The sequence below is a fragment of the Acidovorax sp. genome, from assembly GCF_046314175.1.
Lineage (GTDB): Bacteria > Pseudomonadota > Gammaproteobacteria > Burkholderiales > Burkholderiaceae_C > Acidovorax.
This window is the reverse complement of the sequence record NZ_JBKBXG010000051.1, coordinates 1-17,476: the sequence shown is the minus strand read 5'-3', so window position 1 is coordinate 17,476 and position 17,476 is coordinate 1. Positions and strand designations below refer to the sequence as shown.

Sequence of the window (17,476 nt, the reverse complement as noted above, 5' to 3'; positions counted from 1 at the left end):
GCAATAAAACCATACTGCATATTCAATTAACCCCCTTATCAACCCTGCGCAACAGTCCAAAAGGGCGGCTCGAATTACCCGCACTGGGGGTTGGGGGGGAGGACCCGAACCGGGGGGTGGGGGGTGGTGCGCTCGCAAGAGGACAGCCGACCCGGTTCATGCAGCCCTCCTGAGCTGGTGCCAAGGGCCAGGACCTGCGGCGTCGAAGACTTGCTGGCGGTACACGCGGTTGTGTGCTCGCAGTTCGTCGTCGGTCCACGCATTGCCCAGGCTGGAGGTCGCGTACACGATGCCCAGCCTTTCGCCCATGACCTTGATGCCATCGAGCGACTGCCACCAGTCGGCCGCCATGGCAGGCATCGGCAGCTGGTCGCACCAGCGTTCGCCGTACAGCCAGCTGCTGGCCTTGGGAACGTACCGGCCGCCCTCGTCCTGCCACCGCTCTGTGGCTGCCCATGCGATGGCCGCTGCCACGATCCGCGCCTGCAGCGCCGCGTCTGGCTGCAGCCGGCCCCACTGGCGACGGGCCGCCTTTTCTTCGGTCTTGCGCGGGAACACTGCCCAAAACGCATTGAACCCATTGTCCCCACCAGCGCATGGCTTTGCGGGCTTGGAGTGCTTTTGCACACGCTCGCTCGCGCCCCCCGCATCTGCGGGGGGTTGGGGGGGTATTACTGACGGTTCATGACGGTTCTTGGGTATTAGTGTCCGCGTGGCGGACTGGTTTAGTCCGCCTGGCGGACTGGTTGGGTCCGCGTGGCGGACGGGTCCGCGTGGCGTACCGGTCCGCGTGGCGGACTGGTTAGGCGGGTTGTCCACAGCTTCAGCCGGGGCTGCAACTTCATTGGCGTCTGCCACGAACTTTGCAGGCTCCACCCAGTACGTGGTTTTGCGACCGTTGGAGCGACTGGCACGCACGGCACCCCTCGCTTCCAACCACGCGATGGCATCAATGACGGCGGTGCGGCCGAAGCACGTGCGCTCGCACAGGCGCTCGATGGTGGGCCAGCAGTACCCCTCATCGTTGGCCATATCTGCCAGCGACACCAGCACCGCCTTTGCGGGCGGGCGCATCTGCAACGGCCAGCACAGGGACATGATGCGCGTGCTCATGCTTGCACCACCGCTTGCATTTCGCGCTGCAGGATCTGCTGCTCGGCATCGCTCAGCGGCACACCCGAGAACACAATCGGAGTCGGCACAAAGCCAGGCACGACATAGCTGCGCCTGGTACGGCCCTGCAGACGCAGCGGCACCACGTAGCCATTGCGCATGGCATGCCCTATAGCCCTGTCCGCTTGCTTGGCAGACCAGCCTGTGCGCACCACTATCTCGGCGCGCGACAACGGCATTTCCAGCAGCATGGTGCGCAGGCGCTCCTGCATCGTGCGGGCCTGGCAGGTAGGTGATGGACTCATACGCCTGCAGCCTCCCGGATGCGGAACCGCATGCGCCGCGCCAGGTAATCCATGGTGGCAGGGCTTTTGGCGATGGAATCCAGATTCAGCCGCGGCTTGTAGGCGCCCTTGCGGGTGAACATGACCACCGGTTTGACCACCGCACCGGTACTGCCCAGCACCGCCCAGATACCCGGCGCCAGATTGCTGGCTCGGGCGTCGGGCTCGCCCTTGCGGGTGATGCGGGCGCCGCCGCGCAGCTTGCCGTATGACACCAGGTAGCGGCGGCCCAGCGTGGGGCCCGCCACCTTGGCAAGGCGCGATGCAGATCCACCCCGGCCAAGGTTGCGGCGGGTGCCATCTTTCATATTGGCGCGGTAGCCCTGCTCTCCAAACGCCTGGAAGTAGCTCAGCAGCTGGGCCACAAACGGGCCGCGCAGGTTGCCGTTGCCGTCATCACTGCCCGGGAAAGGCGTGTCAGGTATGGCCAGCTGATAGCCTGCGGGCAGGATGCCGATGCGGCGCAAGGCCACCTCGCTGCGCTTGTCGCGCCGCGCACCGCCAAACTGCTGGGCCTGCAGCACCTGCTGAGGGTCCACCCCGATCTTGCCGCCCTTGGTACCCACATCGCTGCGGTAGGTGGGCGCCACGGTGACCTGCAGCTTTTCGGGCGTGGCAGGGAACACCTTTGGCGCCCGCACGATGAACGGCGTGGGCCGGTCGAACGTTTTTTGCATCTCGGCGCGCATGTCACGCTGCACCTGATAGCCCGTGTCGGTGAGCGCCTTGGCATATGCGGCGCGGGCCTGCGGGCCAGAAAGCGACTCAAGTTCTTTGCGCACCTTTTCGATGCCCTTGATGGTGATACCGATGTTGAGCATCACACCCCCCGCACCGGCACGCGACCGGCCACAAACGCATTGCCCGCGTTGATGTGGGCCATGAGCTCTTCCACCAGGTGCTGCACACGCTTGCGGCCATTGGGCGACACGGGGCGGTCGTGGCCCGCCTCTTCCTGCATGGCCTTGGCCAGGTCGCCAAACATCTGCGCGCCCGTGGCCAGAAACTCGGCCACGCTGCCCACGGCGGCCGGGCTGACCTGCACCAGCACATAGCCCTCGGCAGCGGCCAGGGCCTCGGTACCGGCCATGCAGCCGGTGGCGTGCTGGATCATCTGCAGCTCGCTCACCGACAGGTGGTGCGTGTCGGTGTGCAGGCTCACCTTTTTCTGCAGCGTGCTGGGCGACATGCCGATGCGCTTGGCAACGCGCTCCAGGCGCCCTTCCAGCATCGCAGCCACGGCCACCAGCACATCAGGCCGGGTGGACGGCAGGGCTTCATCGTCGCCATAGGCAAACGCAGCCGGAATTGAGACAGTAGCCCTCATGACAAATCACACCTCCCACAGCTGCGACGCCGCAGCCTCAACAGCAGCCACCGCAACCCACGCCCTGCCCGACCGCGTGGCCGCGCTGGAGCTGCTGGTGCAGCAACTGCTCTTTGTGATGGATGCGCAAGGCACCCTCACCATTGAAGACCTGGGCCAATGGCTGGACACCGCTGCCGGCCGCATGCGCGCCACTGCCAGCGTGGCACCCGGCCCGCTGCGCGCACTGGAGGCACTGACCGACATGGTGTGCGCATGAATGCCATGGCCCGCACAGAAAACACCCCGCCACGCCACCACACAAAGCCGTGCGCACCTTCCCGCGCGCACAGCGCCTTTTTGATGGGGTGGAGAAGCCCGGCGGCGTGGCTGCGGGCGTGGCGGGGTGGGAAAACGGGCGCCCGCCCCGCCCTGGAATACGATGGGAGCTCTCACACAACCATCACCAGAGGGGGCGGACATGAACGAAATTGCAGGCGCCATCGCGGGGTTAAACCTCGCTTTCAACGTACTCAAGGGCGCCATGGCAGCGCGCGACGATGCGCTAATCAAAGCTGCCCAAATAGACCTGCAGGAAAAATTATTGAACGCGTCAACCACGGCGCTCTCCCAAGTCCAGAGCACGCACGCGCTCGAACTGGAGGCGCAGCAGCTGCGTGCGGATCTCGTACAAGCGAATGCCCGTGTTCAGGCAGTAGAACGAGAACTCGAAAAGCGCGGTGCATACAAAATGGCCCAGCCAGCTCCCGGCCAATGGGCGCGCCTTCCTGTGGGCGCAGTGGCCGGCTCGCCCGAGGACACTGCATACTTTTGCGCCACCTGCTACTCCGAGGGCAAAGAGGTACCGCTTCAATACAGGAAGGCCGGCCCCGGTTACAACGCTGGGCTGTACTGCCAGGTGAGCCAAGGGCACTCGCTCAATTTGGGGGGCGCTCTGCCTGCGCCACCAAGACAACGGACGGCGATTGCTACGCCTCGCTGGTAACCGCATCAAGCAACCTCTTGCACCATCTGGCGCGCTTCGGAATTGATAGCTACCCGCGCTTGATTGGTGGGCGCTGTAGGTTGTTTTTGATCACCACCCACCCCCACCGCAGGCCGCACCAGCAACTCGCGCACCTTGACCTTCCCACCCACAGCAGCCGACATGGCCTTGGCGTAGCGCGTCTCGCCGGTCCACTCGGTGCGGGGCAACCGCCCCTGCCGCGCCCACTTGAGGACGGCCTGGTACGTCACCGGGCGTTCGATGCGTTTGTTGATCTCACGGGTCAGCGCTACAGGCCCACCGGCGAGGTCCATCACGGTCTGGATTGGGTTCATGGGCCGCGATCTTATAGCCAGAAGTTTTATTTTTCAATAGCTGATTGTTTCAAGCATTCGTCTTGAAATCAAACATATGGTTATGGATGAAGAACCCCTAGCAAAAGACGAAGAGGCGATCGCGTTTGCCGATCGGCTTAACGCACTGCTTGACGCAAGACGATTCGACGAAAAGGGGAAAGGCCGGCAGGTGGCTCTCGCCAAAAAGTACGGGATCACTCAGGCCTCTACCCGCAAGTGGCTTGAGGGTTTCGGCTTCCCAAAAACGGCGCAGATGATGCGAATCGCCAGAGATTTCGACTGCACGTTTGAGTGGCTTGCCTTGGGCACCGGACCGCGCGATACCGACCCGCTCTCCTACAGCCCACACATGGAGCTTTTGCAGCGCATGGAGACGGCGTCACCCGAAACCCGCAAACTCATCGAGCTCGCACTGATGAGCGACAGCGATCTGCAGGCCACCAACCTGTCGCCCAGCCTGAAAGGCCTGGTGGGCTTCGTCAAACAACAAATTCGGGAGGAAGGCCAGCGTGGAGGCAAACCGCAATAGCGCCTGGTGGGATATCGCACCACCCTTGTGCCAGGCGCTCGCGCCCATCGACCCCATCAGGGGCCAACAGAACTTGAATGACGTGTGGGAAGGCGAAGTGCTGGTGCTGGACGGCCCGCATGCCAACACCGTGCAGCGAAGTGTCTTCAAGCGGCACACCCACCCCGGCAAATTGCCGGTGGAGATGGCATGCACCCTGGTCGCGGGAGCACTCGGCAACGATGTGCCCATGCCCTGCCTCGTGCAGGCCCGCGCGCAAGACCTGCCCGGCCTGCCCCAGCAGCCAGCCGGCCAGGGCGATTTGCTGCTGTTTGGGTGCGCGTACATACAGCAAGACAGATTTTTCGAGCAGCTGTCCACACTGGCAGACAGCACGTTGGACGGTGCGGTGTGGAATCACTTTTGCGGTGACGCCCCCAAGGCAGCCAAGGCAGCGGCGCTGGACGAGCTGATCACTAACTGGGACCGCCACCCGCGCAACCTGCGCTTTGACGGCACCCGCTGGTGGCTAATTGACCACGACAACAGCCTGCGGGAGACCGAGGGCAAGGTGCTGAGCGAAATGGAAGCTGGCTTCAAAGCGCACACCAACTGGGTGGCAGGGCAGCTGCTGGAGCGAAGGCGCGGCGACCACGGCATGCCTGACGCCGCCAGGCTGGCCGCAGCACGGCAGCAGCAAATACTTGCGCTATCGGCCAAGATAAACACCCAGTGGCGCAACAACGACCCCCGGATTTCCAACATCTGGCAACACACTGCAGATCTTGTTGGCCTCATCAGCAGGCGGCTGCCCATGCTCCAAGCCCTGCTTGGTGAGAGAATCGGGGTGCAACCCGCACCCTCCCTGCAATGGCCATCCACACCCCAACAGCCCCCAGCGCCCAGCTAATACACGGCGAATTCGCGCCGGTGTACTGGGAGCCACTGGGCCGCCGCGGCGAGCGGCTGGTGGTGGGCGTCATCGTGGTCGATGACCTCGGCCTGGCTCAGGCGCACGTCACGCTGCAGCACAAGCGCCTGCTGGACTTCATATCGGCGCAAAAGTCGGACTCGGGTGCGGGCGTGATCGCCTTCACATTCGACCACTTCAACAAAACGCTGAGTGCCGGAGGCGTGATTGAAGACCTGCGCGCGCCATTTGCCAGCATGTCCATCGGTCGCACCGAGGCCGTCAGCGGCCGCTCGCCAGATGAGCTGGTCGAACGCGCTACCCGCCTCAGCACCCTCATCGGCCACATGCCAGCGCCACCGAGCCTGCCCGATGCGTCACGGGCCGCCGCGCGCACACTGAGCTTTGTGCGCAACGTGCGGCAGCACATTGCCCAGGTAGATCGAAAGCTGGCCCGCGAAGCCATGGGCACCAAGCAGTTCTATCCAGTCGGCAGCAGCCAGATGCGGCTGCATTTCCATCACGACATCCATTACGCCCAGTTTTGCAGCTTGCCCTTGCCCACAGCCAAGCCTGAGCTCGCCACCGAGTGCCAAGCCCGCATCGGTGACCTGGTGCTGATAAGGGCCGGTAACCCCAACGCAGACGTGGCGCTGTGCATCAACACGCACACGCTGCAGCAGGCTGACGCGCAAGGCACGCGCAAGAACGCCGCCCACATCGTTCACCAGCGCACGCTGGATTACGCAAATGCCATGAAGATCCCCACCCGGGAATACAGCGACCCCGCCGAGGCGGCGAAATTCCTGCGCGAACTGGCCCGCATCGACTGAAAGCGGGCCACGCCCGGCTTACTTGGCCTCGCCCGCCGCAGGCTTGACGTCAGGCTTCACACTGCCGTAATCCTTGATGCCCGGGGCCACCTGCTTGAGCTTTTGCAACAACTCAGCCTCATTGGCCCGCCACACCGTGCCGTCAGCCAAGCGAACAGCACGCACATAGGCGATGGCTGTCATCACCTCTTCAGCACCGAAGGCTCTGGTTCCATCGCCGGCGCTTTCACCAGGCGGCAGGTGTGACCAGTTGGCACTGTCGCGGCCTGTCACAGTCCAACGGGTGCCCATCATGCGCTGGTCAAACGCGTCGTACTTGAGGATGACGATCTCGAACGCTGCCAGCGCCTGCGATCCTGTGTTCTTCCAACGCATGTTTTGCTCAAACCGCGTACGGCGGTCGCCATCGTAGTTCCCAAAGTTGAAATTGCTCAGCTCTACGTGCGGACTGTTGTTGACGACAACTGCCCTCCTGTCCGGATAGTTGGACGATTGAGCCATTGCGGCGCCGGATGCCATAGCAATGAAAGTCAAGAGAAGTGATCGACGAAACATTGGTTCCTCCCTAGTGTTGACGAACTCCTTTTGTAACACGGAGGGCTGATGCAGGCATTCGCGCCAAGAAGAAGGTGCACTGCGCATGCGCCAACTTCTCATAGTCACAATACTTTTGGTATTGACTAAACAATACTTTTGGTTTTATTCTTCGGCCGTCGCAATTATCGTGAGGCCAACCATGAAACCGAAAGTTCTTTCAATCGCCGGTAGCGAACCGCTCAAGACCAACGCAGACGGCCTGGTCAGCCTGACTGACATGTTCAAGGCTGCGCAGGCGGCCGGATGGGCAGACGGGAAGCAAAGCCCCTACGAGTGGAGCCGCCGCGATGGCGAGAACTTCATCGCCTTTGTGGCAGACAACCTGAATACGGCGCAGTGCCGTATTTACAAAGCCACCAAGGGCAAGGGCGGCGGCACGTTCGCCCACTGGCAGATCGCGCTGGCGTACGCCAAGTACCTGAGCCCAGAGCTGCACATGCAGGTCAACGAGGTGTACGCGCGCTTCAAGACCGGTGACGTGACCCTGGCCGCCGAGATTGCCGACAAGGCCAAGCCCGCCGATGCCGCATGGCTGGCCAAGCGCGTGCAGAGCACCGTGGCGCGCAACCAGCTCACCAGCACGCTGGCCGCCCACGGCGTGAGCGGCAAGGGGTATGCCGACTGCACCAACGCCATTTACAAAAACATCCTGGGCGGCAAGAAAAGCGAGGTGTGCGCACAGCGCGGCCTGCGCAAGAGCACCAACCTGCGCGACGTGATGAGCGTGGAGCAGCTCACCATGACCGCCATGAGCGAGCTGGTGGCCCAGCGCCGCATCGAGGTGAAGAACCAGCGCGGCAACAAGGCCTGCGCCGACTCGTGCGACCACGCCGCCTGGAGCGTGGCAAAGCTGATGCAGGTGGCGGCATGAGTGCAACCAACGCCATCAACAACAGCCACACCCCCGGCCCGTGGATGTGGAGCGACAACCGCCTGGGCCCGGTCAATCCGGACCTCGCCGCCTCCAACGTGCACAGCATCCTGGACGCAGAAGGCGGCTACGGCTTCTTGGGCAGCGACGTGCAAAAGACCATTGCCGAGCTGGATGCCGACCGCGTGCTGATTGCCGCCGCGCCCTGCATGCTGGCCATGCTGCAAGAGCTGCGCGAGTGCGCCAGCTACTGGAGCGAGTACGACGTGCCCGTGGGCATCGTGGAGCGACTCGATGCCGTGATTGCCAAGGCCACAGGCCAGCAAGGCGGTGCGGCATGAAAACCACCATCGCCCGCACCCCCGGCGAACTCCACCCCTACCACGTCACCTGCGCCGGCCTGCAGTACATCGCCATGGCCACCAGCGCTGGCATGGCCATCATGGACGCGATGGAGCTGCACGGCGTGCACGCCGCCAGCGCGCGCAGGGTGCACCTGTGATGTGGGGCCGCACCTCTACCCCTGGCACCGCCACGGGCGCCACCGGGCCCACGGTGCCCAACATCGGCCGCGCCCGCATGGGCAAGCCCAGCCCCACCCCAGCCGTTGACCAGGCCGCCGCGCGCGAATGGTCGCTGGGCTGGTGGGCGGGCAACGCAGTGGGCATCGTCAACGGGCTGGCGCTGGCCGTGCTGCTGGGGTGGCTGCGATGAACCGGCGGGCACACCCCACCACCGACCAGCACCGCACCACACCCTGCGTGGGCTGCACCAACACGCACCCGGCCTACCACCACCTGCACCGCGTGCACCACAGCCCCGCCGCCACCCGCGCATGCACTGCCGACCAGTGCCAGCAGGGCCGCACCGCCTGCCCGTGCCCGCAGGCCTGCGAGCTGCCCACCGACGAAGCACCCGCCACCGCCGCAGAGCTGGTGAGCTACCTGGGCGTGGTGCTGGCCGCCGTGGCAGTGGTGGCTTTGCTGGTCGTTTTGGCCGCTGGCGCTTAGTGGATAAGCGCGAGCAGCTATCAGTTTTGATATTCCCCAACCACTCCCACAGGAGAAACCATGAGCAACCACAGCAGCACCAGCGCAGCCACCGACGTGGCCGAATTCATCACCGACCTGGACGGCGGGCAGTTTGACCGCATGTTGTCCATCGCCCTGAGCCAGGTGGCCGCAGGCACCTGCGACAACGACGGCAAGGGCGAGGTCACGGTGAAGTTCAGTTTCACCAAGGTGCCCGGCGCAGCCCAGGTGATCTGCGCGCATGCACTCAAGTTCACACGCCCCACGGCAGACGGCAAGGCCAGCGAGGAAGTCACCCGCAAGACCGCGCTGCATGTGGGCAAGTTTGGCCGCCTCACGCTGGCGCCCGAAAACCAGATGGCCATGTTTGACCGCACCGGCGCGCCCGCCGCGCCCGGCCCCACCGCAGGCGCAGCACCCGGCGCTGGCGCATAACGCCGCGCCCGGCTACCCACACCAAACCACCCAACCGCCACAAACACACACCCAGCCATGACCAACCAAAACACCGAAACCAGCAACCCCGCCACCGCAGAGCTGCAAGCCATTGACGGCCGCATCTGGAGCGTGCCCGACCAGTTCATTGACGCCATGCGCGAAGGCCTGCAGGCCTACGCAGTGCACCAGAACGTGCAAGAAGCCATCATCACCGGCACAGGCGCCGCCGCCCTGGCAGATGACGTGAAGGTGCACGACCTGGAGCCATACCTGCCCAACCGCCGCCGCGCACGGGGCACCATGGCCACCGCCTACGTGGCGCCCTTTGCCCAGTACGCCACGGCCTATGCAGAGCCCGGCGCCGCCGTGTTTGTGGATGCAGAGCACATGGCCGCCACCGCAGTGCTCGACCTGGGCACTAAAGAGACCCCCGGCCATACCGACCACCGCGCCAAGCTGCAGCCCAGCAAAACCGCGCCCTACACGGCACTGCTGGCCATCAATGGCCGCCTGCAAAGTCAGCAGGCGCTGGCCGAATTCATTGAAGACTGGGGCGCACTGGCGCGGCTGCAGTTCTTCAATGCCGATGGCGAAATCAGCAACGGCAAAGCACTGGCCGCCGTGCGACGTATCACCATCGAAAACCTGCGCAAGGTAGACAGCGAAGAGCAGCAGCTCAGCGCCAACCGCACCGCGTTTGAAAGCGTCAAGGCCTCCAGCCAGGAGCCCATCCCCACCACCATTTACTACACCTGCAAGCCCTACGCAGACCTGGAAGAGCGCACCTTTGTGCTGCGCATTTCCATCATCACCGGCGACAAGGCGCCATCGCTGGTGCTGCGCATCCAGAACCTGGAGGCGCACGTGGAAGAAATGGGCAAAGAGCTTGCCAAGCTGGTGCAAACCGCCATCAGCGGCGCCATGCCCGTGCTGCTGGGCAGCTACAGCAAGGCCCAGTAAGCGCCAGCAGCTATCAAAACAGCAGCACACAGGAGCCCACCACCATGGCCCTCACCACCGGCACCTTCTTTTTGAGCAAACAGCGCCCCACCGCCACCGACAGCGCGGGCGAGTTCCGCCTGGAGCTGGTGCTGGTGGACAACCTGGGCCGCAACCCCGCCACCGGCCGCGATGAAAAAGAGGCCTACCGCGTGCGCTGGGCGGGCCCCGAGGCGCAGGCCTTTTGGGCCGCCCACCAGGCCGACCTGACCGCAGGCGCCCCGCTGCATGCCGAGCTGGAACACCTGCGCGCCCACCCCGGCCCGGCCGTGTTCCCGCCCATCCCCGAGCTGCGCGGGCGCGTGCTGCGGCTGCGGCTGCTGCCACGGCGGGCACCCAGCCAGGCCCATGCCAAGGAACCCGCCACCAGCGCCTGAGCCATGCCCCAGCACATCCCCGCATCCACCAACCCAGCCCAACCCATGATTACCAGCAAAGCCACCATCGAACGCCAGGCCACAGAGGCCGCCCGCAAAGGCCAGAGCCTGGACGACGCCTGCCCCTACCCGTTTGCCAGCGAGGCGGGCATGCACTTCAAGGCGGTGTATTTGCTGGCGCTGCCCAAGGGCGCAGCAGCATGACCCCAGCCGAATTGATCGAGTGGGCAGAAGCCATGGAAGCCGCAGGCAAGCGCGACGCCATGGGCCACCCCTTCACCAGCTGGCTGGTCGCCCTTCACCATGACGACGGCAAAGCGGTACGCGATGCCAATGGGCGCCAGATCTTTGAAACCCAGGCCAGCTTCAAGGCACGGCAGCAACCCCGCACCGTGCCCACCGGCCAAACCTTGAGCCTGTTCTGACCATGACCCCCTCCCACTGGATCATCACCGCAGACGGCACCGACCACCCCATCAGCGGCACCGCCGTGCTCGTGCCTGGCGCTGTGCCGCGCATCGAGGTCATCGCCCACAGCCTGGCGCAGATCAACCGCTTTACCGGCCACGCCAGCCGCCCCTACAGCGTGGCAGAGCACAGCATGCTGGTGTGCGACATCGTCAAAGGCATGGGGCTGGACCACCACGCCCAGCGCGCCGCGCTGATGCACGACGCGCACGAAGCCATCACCGGCGACATGGCCAGCCCCATCAAATGGGTGCTGGGCACCGAGTGGCTGGGCTTTGAAAACCTGCATGCCCGCATGCTGCGCCACGCCTACCACCTGCAAACGGCGCACACCGCCTACGGCCACGCCATCAAGCAAGCCGACCTGATTGCCCTGGCCACCGAGCGGCGCGACCTGATGCGCTACGACCCGGACACCAACCTGCAATGGCCCATCTTGGACACCCCCGGCGCCCAGGTGCTGCCGCTGGAGGCGGTGGACCTGAACAGCCCCGTGCGCGTGGCCATGACATGGCGCCACCACCGCGATGCATTCATAGCCCGCTACCGCCTGCTGGCGGCGCAGTGCAGCACCAGCAGCACCACCCAGCCCACCACCCCCACCACCCCCACCACCACCACGGAGGCAAACCCATCATGAGCAGCACCAGCAGCACCAAACCCGGCGTCCAGCTCAAAAAAATGAACCCGCCCAACCGCTGGTCTGCCGAAGACGAAACCTACCTGCGCAACGCCCACGGCATCTTCACCAACGCCGCCATTGCCCAAAAACTGGGCCGCACCGTGACGGGCATCGAAGCCAAGGTCAAACGCCTGATGATTTCGACCAAAGACGCCCTGGGTAGCACCGCCACCAGCACCAGCACCGCTACCACCAAATCCACACACCTGCAGCGCGGCCGCCCCGCGCCCATCCGCAGCAACGGCCTGCACAGCATCGTGCCGGCCAACACCAGCGTGCACGGCAAGGTACTCATCAGCCCGGTAGCCAGCCAGGCCGAGCTGGCCGCCCGCCGCAAAAGCGAGCGCCTGGAGCTGGCCACCAGCACCATGCCTGTGCGCAACAGCACCGTGCGAGAGAGCGACCCCTACCGCTGCCCCGAGCTGGGTCGCAACCCCGGTATACCCGACGCCCGCTTTGCTGCCTACCACCTGCCCAGCCGCGTGGGCAACCGCCTGCACTTTCCTGACGGCCACATTGAAGAGGTACCCCAGCCATGAGAACCGCTCAACACCTGCAATCCATGGCGATACAAGCCGCCATGGCACAGCCCAAGGACCTGCCCAAGTTCTGGCGCGCAAGCACCACCCCTGACCAGAAGCTGGACGCCCAGCTCATCCACTGGGACCTGATCGACCGCTTTACCTCCGGCACCGCCGGCCGCGCAGACCTGTGGGACTGGATGGAAACCGGCTTCACCTACTCGCAGCTGATGCGCCTGCTGGCCGAAGACGGCACCGAGTTCACCCCCGAGGCCATGGCCGCTATCGCCGACCAGCTCAACACCTACGAGGCCATCGCCCAGCGCCACGCCCGCACCGGCCGCGTGGGCTTCAACGCCACCGAGCTGCTGACCGCCCGCGCCGCCGCATCAGTGTTTGACAGCCTCATCGAGATGGACCGCTACGGCGTGGCCGAAAAGGCCGCAATCTGGAGCACTGAGCAGATGGTGCACGTGCGCCGAAAGATGCTGGCGGAGGCATGTGCGATATGAATAAAAGGCCTTCCATCAATCGCCCTGCCAGACCGCGCCACCCAGACATTTCTCACGCAACACAGAAAATTTTCGAACAGCGCATTGCACTTGACCGACTCTCGACGCAGCCGACCTGTAGTGCGCGCCCTCACTACTCATCGTATGCATCAACACCGGGATGCCGATCTCGAATGAAGGCCTCCACCTTGAGCAGTTCCGCCTCGACATGCTTGACTACTTCAAGCATTTGGTCGTGTGCCGCCTCCTCCGCCAATCCAGGGTGGTTTGGTCGCGACTTTGAATGTTCGAACCTCTCTATCGCACTGACCAGTTGCACACCAAGTGACCGAATGGCCATCACATGCACGGTCCAGCTCAAGTGCAGTTGGTCAGCCTCAATTGAGCGCGCAATGCTTAGATGCTCTTCAGCGAGGCGCCTTTCGGGCACGGCATCTGCAAGCCAATACGACCCCTTTTCTCGAACCAATTCAGCAACCGCTGCAAGCCCTGCAAGCGAAGTACGAGCCTTCCTGACAGCAAGTTGCTTAGCAGAGCGTCGCGCATTCCTCTCCTGTCTACTGGCAATGAACGCAGCCCCTCCAATTGCTGCGATAGCACCTAAGGCCTGCACCCAGCTCGCCCACTCTGCTTTGGTCATGCACAAGGGCCACCAATCGATCCAGAACAGGCAGTACTCCTGCGGCGGCTTCGCGGCATTCGCTGCATCAGCGAGCGCCTTTATCAACTGGCTCGTTTCCATGTCGGTCCCTCAAGTCGCTTTGCGCTAGTACAACATGAAACGCGACGCCTTCACCCTCCCCCTCGCCTTCCCCGGCGAGCTCATCATCGACAACTTCGCCGGCGGCGGCGGTACCAGCACCGGCCTGGAGGCCGCCTTTGGCCGCCCCGTGGACATCGCCATCAACCACGACCCCGAGGCGCTGGCCATGCACGCCATCAACCACCCGCACACCCAGCACCTGTGCGAAAGCGTGTGGGACGTGGACCCCATCGCCGTCACCGGCAACCAGCCCGTGGGCTTGGTGTGGCTTTCGCCCGACTGCAAGCACTTCAGCAAGGCCAAAGGGGGCACGCCCGTGAAAAAGCACATCCGCGGCCTGGCCTGGGTGGGCATGCGCTGGGTAGCCAAGTGCAAGCCGCGCGTGCTGATGCTGGAGAACGTCGAAGAGTTCAAGACCTGGGGCCCGCTGCTGGTGGGCGCGGACGGCACGGCACGGCCCGATCCGACCCGCAAGGGCAAGACCTTCGACAGCTTCGTGCACCAGCTGCGCGCCCACGGCTACGTGGTGGACTGGCGCGAGCTGCGCGCCTGCGACCAGGGCGCGCCCACCATCCGCAAGCGGCTGTTCCTGATCGCCCGGCGCGATGGCCTGCCGATCGTGTGGCCAGACACCACCCACGGCGAGCCCACCAGCGCCAAGGTGCTGGCCGGCAAGCTGCTGCCCTACCGCACCGCGGCCGAGTGCATCGACTTCACGCTGCCCGCCGCCAGCATTTTTGACCGCAAGAAACCGTTGGCCACCAACACCCAGCGCCGCGTGGCGAAGGGGCTGTGGCGGCACGTGCTGACGAATGCCAGCCCTTTCATCGTGGGCGGTGGCAGTACGCTATTGCAAAATGCTGACTCCAAATACCAAGGACACGAGCATGCAAATCACAGCGCAAATCCTCGGCGGCCCCATGGATGGACAAACGGTCCACACGGAAGATTTGACAGTGCTCCGCGCGACGAATCCGGACGGGTCCGAAATGGAGTACCGTCGGTATCAAATGACAGAACCCATGGGTCCGACACAGGCTGTGTTCATCTTCGTTCCGGCGGATTGGTCTCCGAAACAGCTCAGCGCAGCGCTGCTGGACAAGTTCCCCAGCCGGAACCGCAGAAATCAGGACAGCTAACCGCGGCGGCGGCCGGCACACACCGTGCGCTGACCGGCGCCCACCTGGTCACCATCGGCTACGGCGAACGCCCCGGCCAGGATGCCCGCACGCAAGACACCCGCCGCCCGCTGGGCACAGCTGTCGCCGGCGGCGTGAAGCAAGGAGTGGTGGCTGCCACCCTGGTGGACATGGGCCACGGCGAAGGAGCCTGCGGCACCAAGCGATTCAGCCACGGCGTGCGCAACATCGAGTCGCCCTTGAACGCCATTACCGCCAGCGGAGGCACTAGCGCCCTGGTGGCGGCCTGCCTGGAGCAAGCCAACGGCGGCTTCTACGACGGCGACGGCCGCGCGGTGGATGCGCCCGCCAGCACCATCACCTCCACCGGCGCGCAGCAGCGGCTGATTTCAGCTTACTGCGTGAAGTACTACAGCAGCGGTGGTCAATGGCAGGGCCTGGCCGAGCCGATGCACACGCTGCCCACCAAGGGCCGCATGGGCCTGGTGCAGGCCACTCAGGTACAGGCTGACTGCATTGCGCCCGAGCACCGCGACCGTGCCCGCCAATGCGCCGAGCTGCTGCACACCCACCTGCCCGAGCACTTCCCCGAGCCCGCCGACATGGTCGCCGTGTGGCATGCGGGCGCCTGGTGGGTGCTGGTGGAGATCACGCTGCGCATGCTCAAGCCGAAGGAGTTGTTCAAGGCGCAAGGCTTCCCCGAGGGCTACGTGATCCATGAGATCCCCGACCCGGCGCTGCTGTTCAAAGACGGCAAGCAAGCCGCCCACCCGCTGCAGGTGCCGCGCGTTCCCCTGACGGCCACCGCCCAGGTCCGCATGTGCGGCAACAGCGTGAGCCCGCCCCAGGCCGAAGCGCTGGTGCGGTCGAACTTCGGGCATGAGGCTGCATGGATGGTTGCAGCATGACCTCAATCGCCATCACAAACCCAACACGTCATGAGCCATGAAACTACTGCGACTGTCGATTGAACGCCACACCTACGGCGAAAAGAAGGGCACGTTTTCCGGCGAAGCCACCTTTACCGGGGAGACCGGCAAGGTCACCCTGAACCTGAACGAGCACCACATCGAACAGATGCTGCTGGTGTGCGCGGACGGGATCATCGAATCTGCAAAGGCGGCAGCCCGCATGTTTGTGCAAGAGGCTTTGGCGGGCACAGAGGCCGCAAAGCAGCGCCAGCTTGCTTCTACCACCGTGCAAGACATTGCCGCCCGCCTGCAGGAGCCCATGCCGTGAGCAGGCGCGCCCCGCAGCCCGATTTTGACGACGACACAGCCACGGAGGCAAGGCCATGACCGACACCGCACTACTCCACCGCCTGGAGAAAATGACCAGCGCCATGCAGCTCATGGCCGCCATGCTGGGCACGCGGCTGGACCGCGCCCAGCTTGCCGACCGCCTTGGTATCCATCGCAACACCCTGCGCCAGCGCCTGGCCAGCGACACCAGCTTTCCGCGCCCCGGCAAGGATGGCAAGTGGCTGCTCAGCGAGGTTATCGAATGGGAGCAGCGCCAGTGACGCTACCGCAGCCGCGCAGCAATGTCGCTGGCAGACGGGTTGTAGTAGGTCAGCGCCTGCGTGGTGCTGCGCCATCCGAACATCTTGCACAACTCCAGCACATGCAGCTTGCCCGCCAGCCGGGTGGCTGCAGTGTGCCGCGAGTCGTGGAAGGTGAACCCGTCCAACCCAGCCCGCCTGCGGTACTTGCGAAACATCGCGTCCAGGCTCTGGCTGGTGAGCCCGAATACCAGGTCATCATCAAACCCGCGCATGCGCTCTATGGTGCGCTGCGCGGTGGGCATCAAGGGCACATGCCGCCCCTTGCCCGTCTTTGTGGCGCCCGCGTGCAACACCACATAATCGCCCCGCACATCACCCCAGCGCAGGCCGCACAACTCCCCCGCCCGCATCCCGGTCTGTAGCGCCAGCAAAAAGCACTGCGCAACAGATCCAGACACCGACCGCACCGGCCCGCGTGCCCATCCCAGCGCCCGCAGCATCCGGCGAATCTCCCACCCCGCAATCACGCGCTCGCGGTGGTCAGGCTCTGCGGGCCTGCGCACATCGCCCATGGGGTTGCCACTGAGCCACCCCCAATCCCGCCGCGCCACCTCCAGCACCGACGACAGCAGCGTCATATCCCGCAGCACCGACCCGCGTGCGTTCACCTTCAGCCGAGCATCGCGCCATGCCGCAATATCTGCCGCGGTCACGGCCTGCAGTTTTTTGTCCAGTGGCAGCGCCTGCCGCTCAAACGCAGCCAGCCGGATCATCTCTTTTCGCCAGCCGCGCTTGCTGGGCGTCACCTCGCGGGCATACTGCCGCAGGGCATCGCGCAGCGTCTTGAGTGTGCCCACCTCGCCGGTGGCAATCGCCCGCAGCTCCACCGTGCGGCGTGCCGCCCACTCGGCAGCCTCCCGCTTGGTGGGCGCCGTGTAGCTGTCACGCTGGCCTTTGACCTCGATCTGTATGCGCCAGGTGCCCTGCGCAGTTTTAACGGGCGTAGCCATCGGGGGATTGCCGGGGGAAATTCGGGGGGCGGCGGTGTGCAAATATGTGCATTCGCAGCACTGTACTACCGGAGCCGAAGCACGCGCCCCTATGAAAAGGACGCTAATGTGCAATTGCTGCACATCCTTGAATTGTCGCGTGGTGCCCCGAGCCGGGGTCGAACCGGCACGCCCCTTTTCAGGAAAGC

Annotated in this window: 29 protein-coding genes; 21 read left to right on the top strand and 8 right to left on the bottom strand. The window is 64.6% G+C overall.

The genetic code is table 11. The annotated features are described in order from the left end of the window. Positions 1-156: 156 nt before the first annotated feature. From ACK4OE_RS15420 to ACK4OE_RS15405, 4 genes are read right to left on the bottom strand one after another with little or no spacing between them, the layout of a single operon-like run. On the bottom strand, positions 157-1,113 hold the full coding sequence (locus tag ACK4OE_RS15420; RefSeq protein WP_182119014.1) for a helix-turn-helix domain-containing protein: 957 nt from the start codon (positions 1,111-1,113) through the stop codon (positions 157-159). Beyond that, positions 1,110-1,418: a hypothetical protein gene (locus ACK4OE_RS15415; RefSeq protein ID WP_409885732.1), complete on the bottom strand. Its 309-nt coding sequence runs from the start codon at positions 1,416-1,418 to the stop codon at positions 1,110-1,112. Before ACK4OE_RS15415 ends, ACK4OE_RS15420 begins: the two co-directional genes overlap by 4 nt. Beyond that, complete coding sequence (locus tag ACK4OE_RS15410) at positions 1,415-2,278, bottom strand: hypothetical protein (RefSeq protein WP_409885730.1); 864 nt, start codon at positions 2,276-2,278, stop codon at positions 1,415-1,417. The genes ACK4OE_RS15415 and ACK4OE_RS15410 overlap by 4 nt, the downstream gene beginning before the upstream one ends. Beyond that, positions 2,278-2,784 carry a phage regulatory CII family protein gene (locus ACK4OE_RS15405; RefSeq protein WP_409885728.1) on the bottom strand — a complete coding sequence of 169 codons (507 nt, stop codon included), beginning with the start codon at positions 2,782-2,784 and terminating at the stop codon, positions 2,278-2,280. The genes ACK4OE_RS15410 and ACK4OE_RS15405 overlap by 1 nt, the downstream gene beginning before the upstream one ends. Between ACK4OE_RS15405 and ACK4OE_RS15400 the strand changes: the two genes are divergently transcribed. After that, complete coding sequence (locus tag ACK4OE_RS15400; RefSeq protein ID WP_182119010.1) at positions 2,783-3,043, top strand: hypothetical protein; 261 nt, start codon at positions 2,783-2,785, stop codon at positions 3,041-3,043. The genes ACK4OE_RS15405 and ACK4OE_RS15400 overlap by 2 nt on opposite strands. Positions 3,044-3,244: 201 nt before the next feature. After that, a complete protein-coding gene (locus ACK4OE_RS15395; protein WP_182119009.1) occupies positions 3,245-3,769 on the top strand; it encodes a hypothetical protein in 525 nt (174 codons plus the stop codon). A gap of 5 nt (positions 3,770-3,774) precedes the next feature. Here the strand turns inward: ACK4OE_RS15395 and ACK4OE_RS15390 are convergent, their stop codons facing one another. Next, a complete protein-coding gene (locus tag ACK4OE_RS15390) occupies positions 3,775-4,104 on the bottom strand; it encodes a hypothetical protein (RefSeq protein ID WP_409885726.1) in 330 nt (109 codons plus the stop codon). Positions 4,105-4,186: 82 nt separating this feature from the next. Between ACK4OE_RS15390 and ACK4OE_RS15385 the strand changes: the two genes are divergently transcribed. The 3 genes from ACK4OE_RS15385 to ACK4OE_RS15375 are packed head-to-tail and all read left to right on the top strand — an operon-like array spanning position 4,187 to position 6,376. After that, positions 4,187-4,654 (top strand): hypothetical protein, encoded by a 468-nt coding sequence (locus tag ACK4OE_RS15385; RefSeq protein ID WP_409885724.1) that lies wholly within the window; start codon positions 4,187-4,189, stop codon positions 4,652-4,654. Further along, positions 4,635-5,543, top strand: coding sequence for a hypothetical protein (locus ACK4OE_RS15380; RefSeq protein ID WP_409885722.1), 909 nt, complete (start codon positions 4,635-4,637; stop codon positions 5,541-5,543). Before ACK4OE_RS15385 ends, ACK4OE_RS15380 begins: the two co-directional genes overlap by 20 nt. Continuing rightward, positions 5,504-6,376 (top strand): hypothetical protein, encoded by an 873-nt coding sequence (locus ACK4OE_RS15375; RefSeq protein WP_409885720.1) that lies wholly within the window; start codon positions 5,504-5,506, stop codon positions 6,374-6,376. The genes ACK4OE_RS15380 and ACK4OE_RS15375 overlap by 40 nt, the downstream gene beginning before the upstream one ends. Positions 6,377-6,394: 18 nt before the next feature. On the opposite strand, the gene ACK4OE_RS15370 is transcribed toward ACK4OE_RS15375, so the two are convergent. Further along, positions 6,395-7,018, bottom strand: a complete 624-nt coding sequence (locus ACK4OE_RS15370; protein WP_409885718.1) for a hypothetical protein — start codon at positions 7,016-7,018, stop codon at positions 6,395-6,397. A gap of 94 nt (positions 7,019-7,112) precedes the next feature. Here ACK4OE_RS15370 and ACK4OE_RS15365 point away from each other — a divergent pair, with 94 nt between their 5' ends. Genes ACK4OE_RS15365 through ACK4OE_RS15305 form a run of 13 tightly spaced genes read left to right on the top strand, consistent with a single transcriptional unit; the run spans position 7,113 to position 12,872 of the window. Next, positions 7,113-7,844 carry a KilA-N domain-containing protein gene (locus tag ACK4OE_RS15365; RefSeq protein WP_409885717.1) on the top strand — a complete coding sequence of 244 codons (732 nt, stop codon included), beginning with the start codon at positions 7,113-7,115 and terminating at the stop codon, positions 7,842-7,844. Then, positions 7,841-8,185, top strand: coding sequence for a hypothetical protein (locus ACK4OE_RS15360; RefSeq protein WP_409885714.1), 345 nt, complete (start codon positions 7,841-7,843; stop codon positions 8,183-8,185). The genes ACK4OE_RS15365 and ACK4OE_RS15360 overlap by 4 nt, the downstream gene beginning before the upstream one ends. Beyond that, the gene (locus ACK4OE_RS15355; protein ID WP_409885712.1) at positions 8,182-8,346 is read left to right on the top strand and encodes a hypothetical protein; all 165 of its coding nucleotides are present in this window, start codon (positions 8,182-8,184) and stop codon (positions 8,344-8,346) included. Before ACK4OE_RS15360 ends, ACK4OE_RS15355 begins: the two co-directional genes overlap by 4 nt. After that, complete coding sequence (locus tag ACK4OE_RS15350) at positions 8,346-8,558, top strand: hypothetical protein (RefSeq protein ID WP_409885710.1); 213 nt, start codon at positions 8,346-8,348, stop codon at positions 8,556-8,558. The genes ACK4OE_RS15355 and ACK4OE_RS15350 overlap by 1 nt, the downstream gene beginning before the upstream one ends. Further along, entirely contained in the window at positions 8,555-8,854 is a 300-nt protein-coding gene (locus ACK4OE_RS15345) for a hypothetical protein (protein ID WP_409885708.1), read from the top strand. The genes ACK4OE_RS15350 and ACK4OE_RS15345 overlap by 4 nt, the downstream gene beginning before the upstream one ends. 60 nt (positions 8,855-8,914) lie before the next feature. Next, positions 8,915-9,310, top strand: a complete 396-nt coding sequence (locus ACK4OE_RS15340) for a hypothetical protein (protein ID WP_409885706.1) — start codon at positions 8,915-8,917, stop codon at positions 9,308-9,310. 57 nt (positions 9,311-9,367) lie between these two features. After that, positions 9,368-10,273 (top strand): DUF2303 family protein, encoded by a 906-nt coding sequence (locus ACK4OE_RS15335; RefSeq protein ID WP_409885704.1) that lies wholly within the window; start codon positions 9,368-9,370, stop codon positions 10,271-10,273. 44 nt (positions 10,274-10,317) lie between these two features. Then, positions 10,318-10,689 carry a hypothetical protein gene (locus ACK4OE_RS15330; RefSeq protein WP_409885702.1) on the top strand — a complete coding sequence of 124 codons (372 nt, stop codon included), beginning with the start codon at positions 10,318-10,320 and terminating at the stop codon, positions 10,687-10,689. A 3-nt stretch (positions 10,690-10,692) separates the two neighbouring features. Beyond that, positions 10,693-10,893, top strand: coding sequence for a hypothetical protein (locus ACK4OE_RS15325; protein WP_409885700.1), 201 nt, complete (start codon positions 10,693-10,695; stop codon positions 10,891-10,893). Then, positions 10,890-11,114, top strand: coding sequence for a hypothetical protein (locus ACK4OE_RS15320; RefSeq protein WP_409885698.1), 225 nt, complete (start codon positions 10,890-10,892; stop codon positions 11,112-11,114). The genes ACK4OE_RS15325 and ACK4OE_RS15320 overlap by 4 nt, the downstream gene beginning before the upstream one ends. A gap of 2 nt (positions 11,115-11,116) precedes the next feature. Further along, positions 11,117-11,797 carry a YfbR-like 5'-deoxynucleotidase gene (locus ACK4OE_RS15315; RefSeq protein ID WP_409885696.1) on the top strand — a complete coding sequence of 227 codons (681 nt, stop codon included), beginning with the start codon at positions 11,117-11,119 and terminating at the stop codon, positions 11,795-11,797. After that, positions 11,794-12,378, top strand: a complete 585-nt coding sequence (locus ACK4OE_RS15310) for a hypothetical protein (RefSeq protein WP_409885694.1) — start codon at positions 11,794-11,796, stop codon at positions 12,376-12,378. Before ACK4OE_RS15315 ends, ACK4OE_RS15310 begins: the two co-directional genes overlap by 4 nt. Further along, the gene (locus ACK4OE_RS15305; protein ID WP_409885692.1) at positions 12,375-12,872 is read left to right on the top strand and encodes a hypothetical protein; all 498 of its coding nucleotides are present in this window, start codon (positions 12,375-12,377) and stop codon (positions 12,870-12,872) included. Before ACK4OE_RS15310 ends, ACK4OE_RS15305 begins: the two co-directional genes overlap by 4 nt. 133 nt (positions 12,873-13,005) lie before the next feature. Here the strand turns inward: ACK4OE_RS15305 and ACK4OE_RS15300 are convergent, their stop codons facing one another. Beyond that, positions 13,006-13,614 (bottom strand): hypothetical protein, encoded by a 609-nt coding sequence (locus ACK4OE_RS15300; RefSeq protein ID WP_409885690.1) that lies wholly within the window; start codon positions 13,612-13,614, stop codon positions 13,006-13,008. A 34-nt stretch (positions 13,615-13,648) separates the two neighbouring features. Here ACK4OE_RS15300 and ACK4OE_RS15295 point away from each other — a divergent pair, with 34 nt between their 5' ends. From ACK4OE_RS15295 to ACK4OE_RS15285, 3 genes are read left to right on the top strand one after another with little or no spacing between them, the layout of a single operon-like run. After that, positions 13,649-15,682: a DNA cytosine methyltransferase gene (locus tag ACK4OE_RS15295; RefSeq protein ID WP_409885688.1), complete on the top strand. Its 2,034-nt coding sequence runs from the start codon at positions 13,649-13,651 to the stop codon at positions 15,680-15,682. 37 nt (positions 15,683-15,719) lie between these two features. Then, entirely contained in the window at positions 15,720-16,013 is a 294-nt protein-coding gene (locus tag ACK4OE_RS15290) for a hypothetical protein (RefSeq protein ID WP_409885686.1), read from the top strand. Between the two features lie 55 nt (positions 16,014-16,068). Then, entirely contained in the window at positions 16,069-16,296 is a 228-nt protein-coding gene (locus ACK4OE_RS15285; protein WP_182118990.1) for a helix-turn-helix domain-containing protein, read from the top strand. 2 nt (positions 16,297-16,298) lie between these two features. Here the strand turns inward: ACK4OE_RS15285 and ACK4OE_RS15280 are convergent, their stop codons facing one another. Next, positions 16,299-17,288: a tyrosine-type recombinase/integrase gene (locus tag ACK4OE_RS15280; RefSeq protein WP_409885684.1), complete on the bottom strand. Its 990-nt coding sequence runs from the start codon at positions 17,286-17,288 to the stop codon at positions 16,299-16,301. Between the last annotated feature and the right edge of the window lie 188 nt (positions 17,289-17,476).

Coding starts and splice junctions, on each gene's coding strand:
- ACK4OE_RS15420 (WP_182119014.1), bottom strand. CDS start 1,113: ATGAGCACGCGCATCATGTCCCTGTGCTGGCCGTTGCAGATGCGCCCG.
- ACK4OE_RS15415 (WP_409885732.1), bottom strand. CDS start 1,418: ATGAGTCCATCACCTACCTGCCAGGCCCGCACGATGCAGGAGCGCCTG.
- ACK4OE_RS15410 (WP_409885730.1), bottom strand. CDS start 2,278: ATGCTCAACATCGGTATCACCATCAAGGGCATCGAAAAGGTGCGCAAA.
- ACK4OE_RS15400 (WP_182119010.1), top strand. CDS start 2,783: ATGACAAATCACACCTCCCACAGCTGCGACGCCGCAGCCTCAACAGCA.
- ACK4OE_RS15405 (WP_409885728.1), bottom strand. CDS start 2,784: ATGAGGGCTACTGTCTCAATTCCGGCTGCGTTTGCCTATGGCGACGAT.
- ACK4OE_RS15395 (WP_182119009.1), top strand. CDS start 3,245: ATGAACGAAATTGCAGGCGCCATCGCGGGGTTAAACCTCGCTTTCAAC.
- ACK4OE_RS15390 (WP_409885726.1), bottom strand. CDS start 4,104: ATGAACCCAATCCAGACCGTGATGGACCTCGCCGGTGGGCCTGTAGCG.
- ACK4OE_RS15385 (WP_409885724.1), top strand. CDS start 4,187: ATGGATGAAGAACCCCTAGCAAAAGACGAAGAGGCGATCGCGTTTGCC.
- ACK4OE_RS15375 (WP_409885720.1), top strand. CDS start 5,504: ATGGCCATCCACACCCCAACAGCCCCCAGCGCCCAGCTAATACACGGC.
- ACK4OE_RS15370 (WP_409885718.1), bottom strand. CDS start 7,018: ATGCGCAGTGCACCTTCTTCTTGGCGCGAATGCCTGCATCAGCCCTCC.
- ACK4OE_RS15365 (WP_409885717.1), top strand. CDS start 7,113: ATGAAACCGAAAGTTCTTTCAATCGCCGGTAGCGAACCGCTCAAGACC.
- ACK4OE_RS15360 (WP_409885714.1), top strand. CDS start 7,841: ATGAGTGCAACCAACGCCATCAACAACAGCCACACCCCCGGCCCGTGG.
- ACK4OE_RS15355 (WP_409885712.1), top strand. CDS start 8,182: ATGAAAACCACCATCGCCCGCACCCCCGGCGAACTCCACCCCTACCAC.
- ACK4OE_RS15350 (WP_409885710.1), top strand. CDS start 8,346: ATGTGGGGCCGCACCTCTACCCCTGGCACCGCCACGGGCGCCACCGGG.
- ACK4OE_RS15345 (WP_409885708.1), top strand. CDS start 8,555: ATGAACCGGCGGGCACACCCCACCACCGACCAGCACCGCACCACACCC.
- ACK4OE_RS15340 (WP_409885706.1), top strand. CDS start 8,915: ATGAGCAACCACAGCAGCACCAGCGCAGCCACCGACGTGGCCGAATTC.
- ACK4OE_RS15335 (WP_409885704.1), top strand. CDS start 9,368: ATGACCAACCAAAACACCGAAACCAGCAACCCCGCCACCGCAGAGCTG.
- ACK4OE_RS15330 (WP_409885702.1), top strand. CDS start 10,318: ATGGCCCTCACCACCGGCACCTTCTTTTTGAGCAAACAGCGCCCCACC.
- ACK4OE_RS15325 (WP_409885700.1), top strand. CDS start 10,693: ATGCCCCAGCACATCCCCGCATCCACCAACCCAGCCCAACCCATGATT.
- ACK4OE_RS15320 (WP_409885698.1), top strand. CDS start 10,890: ATGACCCCAGCCGAATTGATCGAGTGGGCAGAAGCCATGGAAGCCGCA.
- ACK4OE_RS15315 (WP_409885696.1), top strand. CDS start 11,117: ATGACCCCCTCCCACTGGATCATCACCGCAGACGGCACCGACCACCCC.
- ACK4OE_RS15310 (WP_409885694.1), top strand. CDS start 11,794: ATGAGCAGCACCAGCAGCACCAAACCCGGCGTCCAGCTCAAAAAAATG.
- ACK4OE_RS15305 (WP_409885692.1), top strand. CDS start 12,375: ATGAGAACCGCTCAACACCTGCAATCCATGGCGATACAAGCCGCCATG.
- ACK4OE_RS15300 (WP_409885690.1), bottom strand. CDS start 13,614: ATGGAAACGAGCCAGTTGATAAAGGCGCTCGCTGATGCAGCGAATGCC.
- ACK4OE_RS15295 (WP_409885688.1), top strand. CDS start 13,649: ATGAAACGCGACGCCTTCACCCTCCCCCTCGCCTTCCCCGGCGAGCTC.
- ACK4OE_RS15290 (WP_409885686.1), top strand. CDS start 15,720: ATGAAACTACTGCGACTGTCGATTGAACGCCACACCTACGGCGAAAAG.
- ACK4OE_RS15285 (WP_182118990.1), top strand. CDS start 16,069: ATGACCGACACCGCACTACTCCACCGCCTGGAGAAAATGACCAGCGCC.
- ACK4OE_RS15280 (WP_409885684.1), bottom strand. CDS start 17,288: ATGGCTACGCCCGTTAAAACTGCGCAGGGCACCTGGCGCATACAGATC.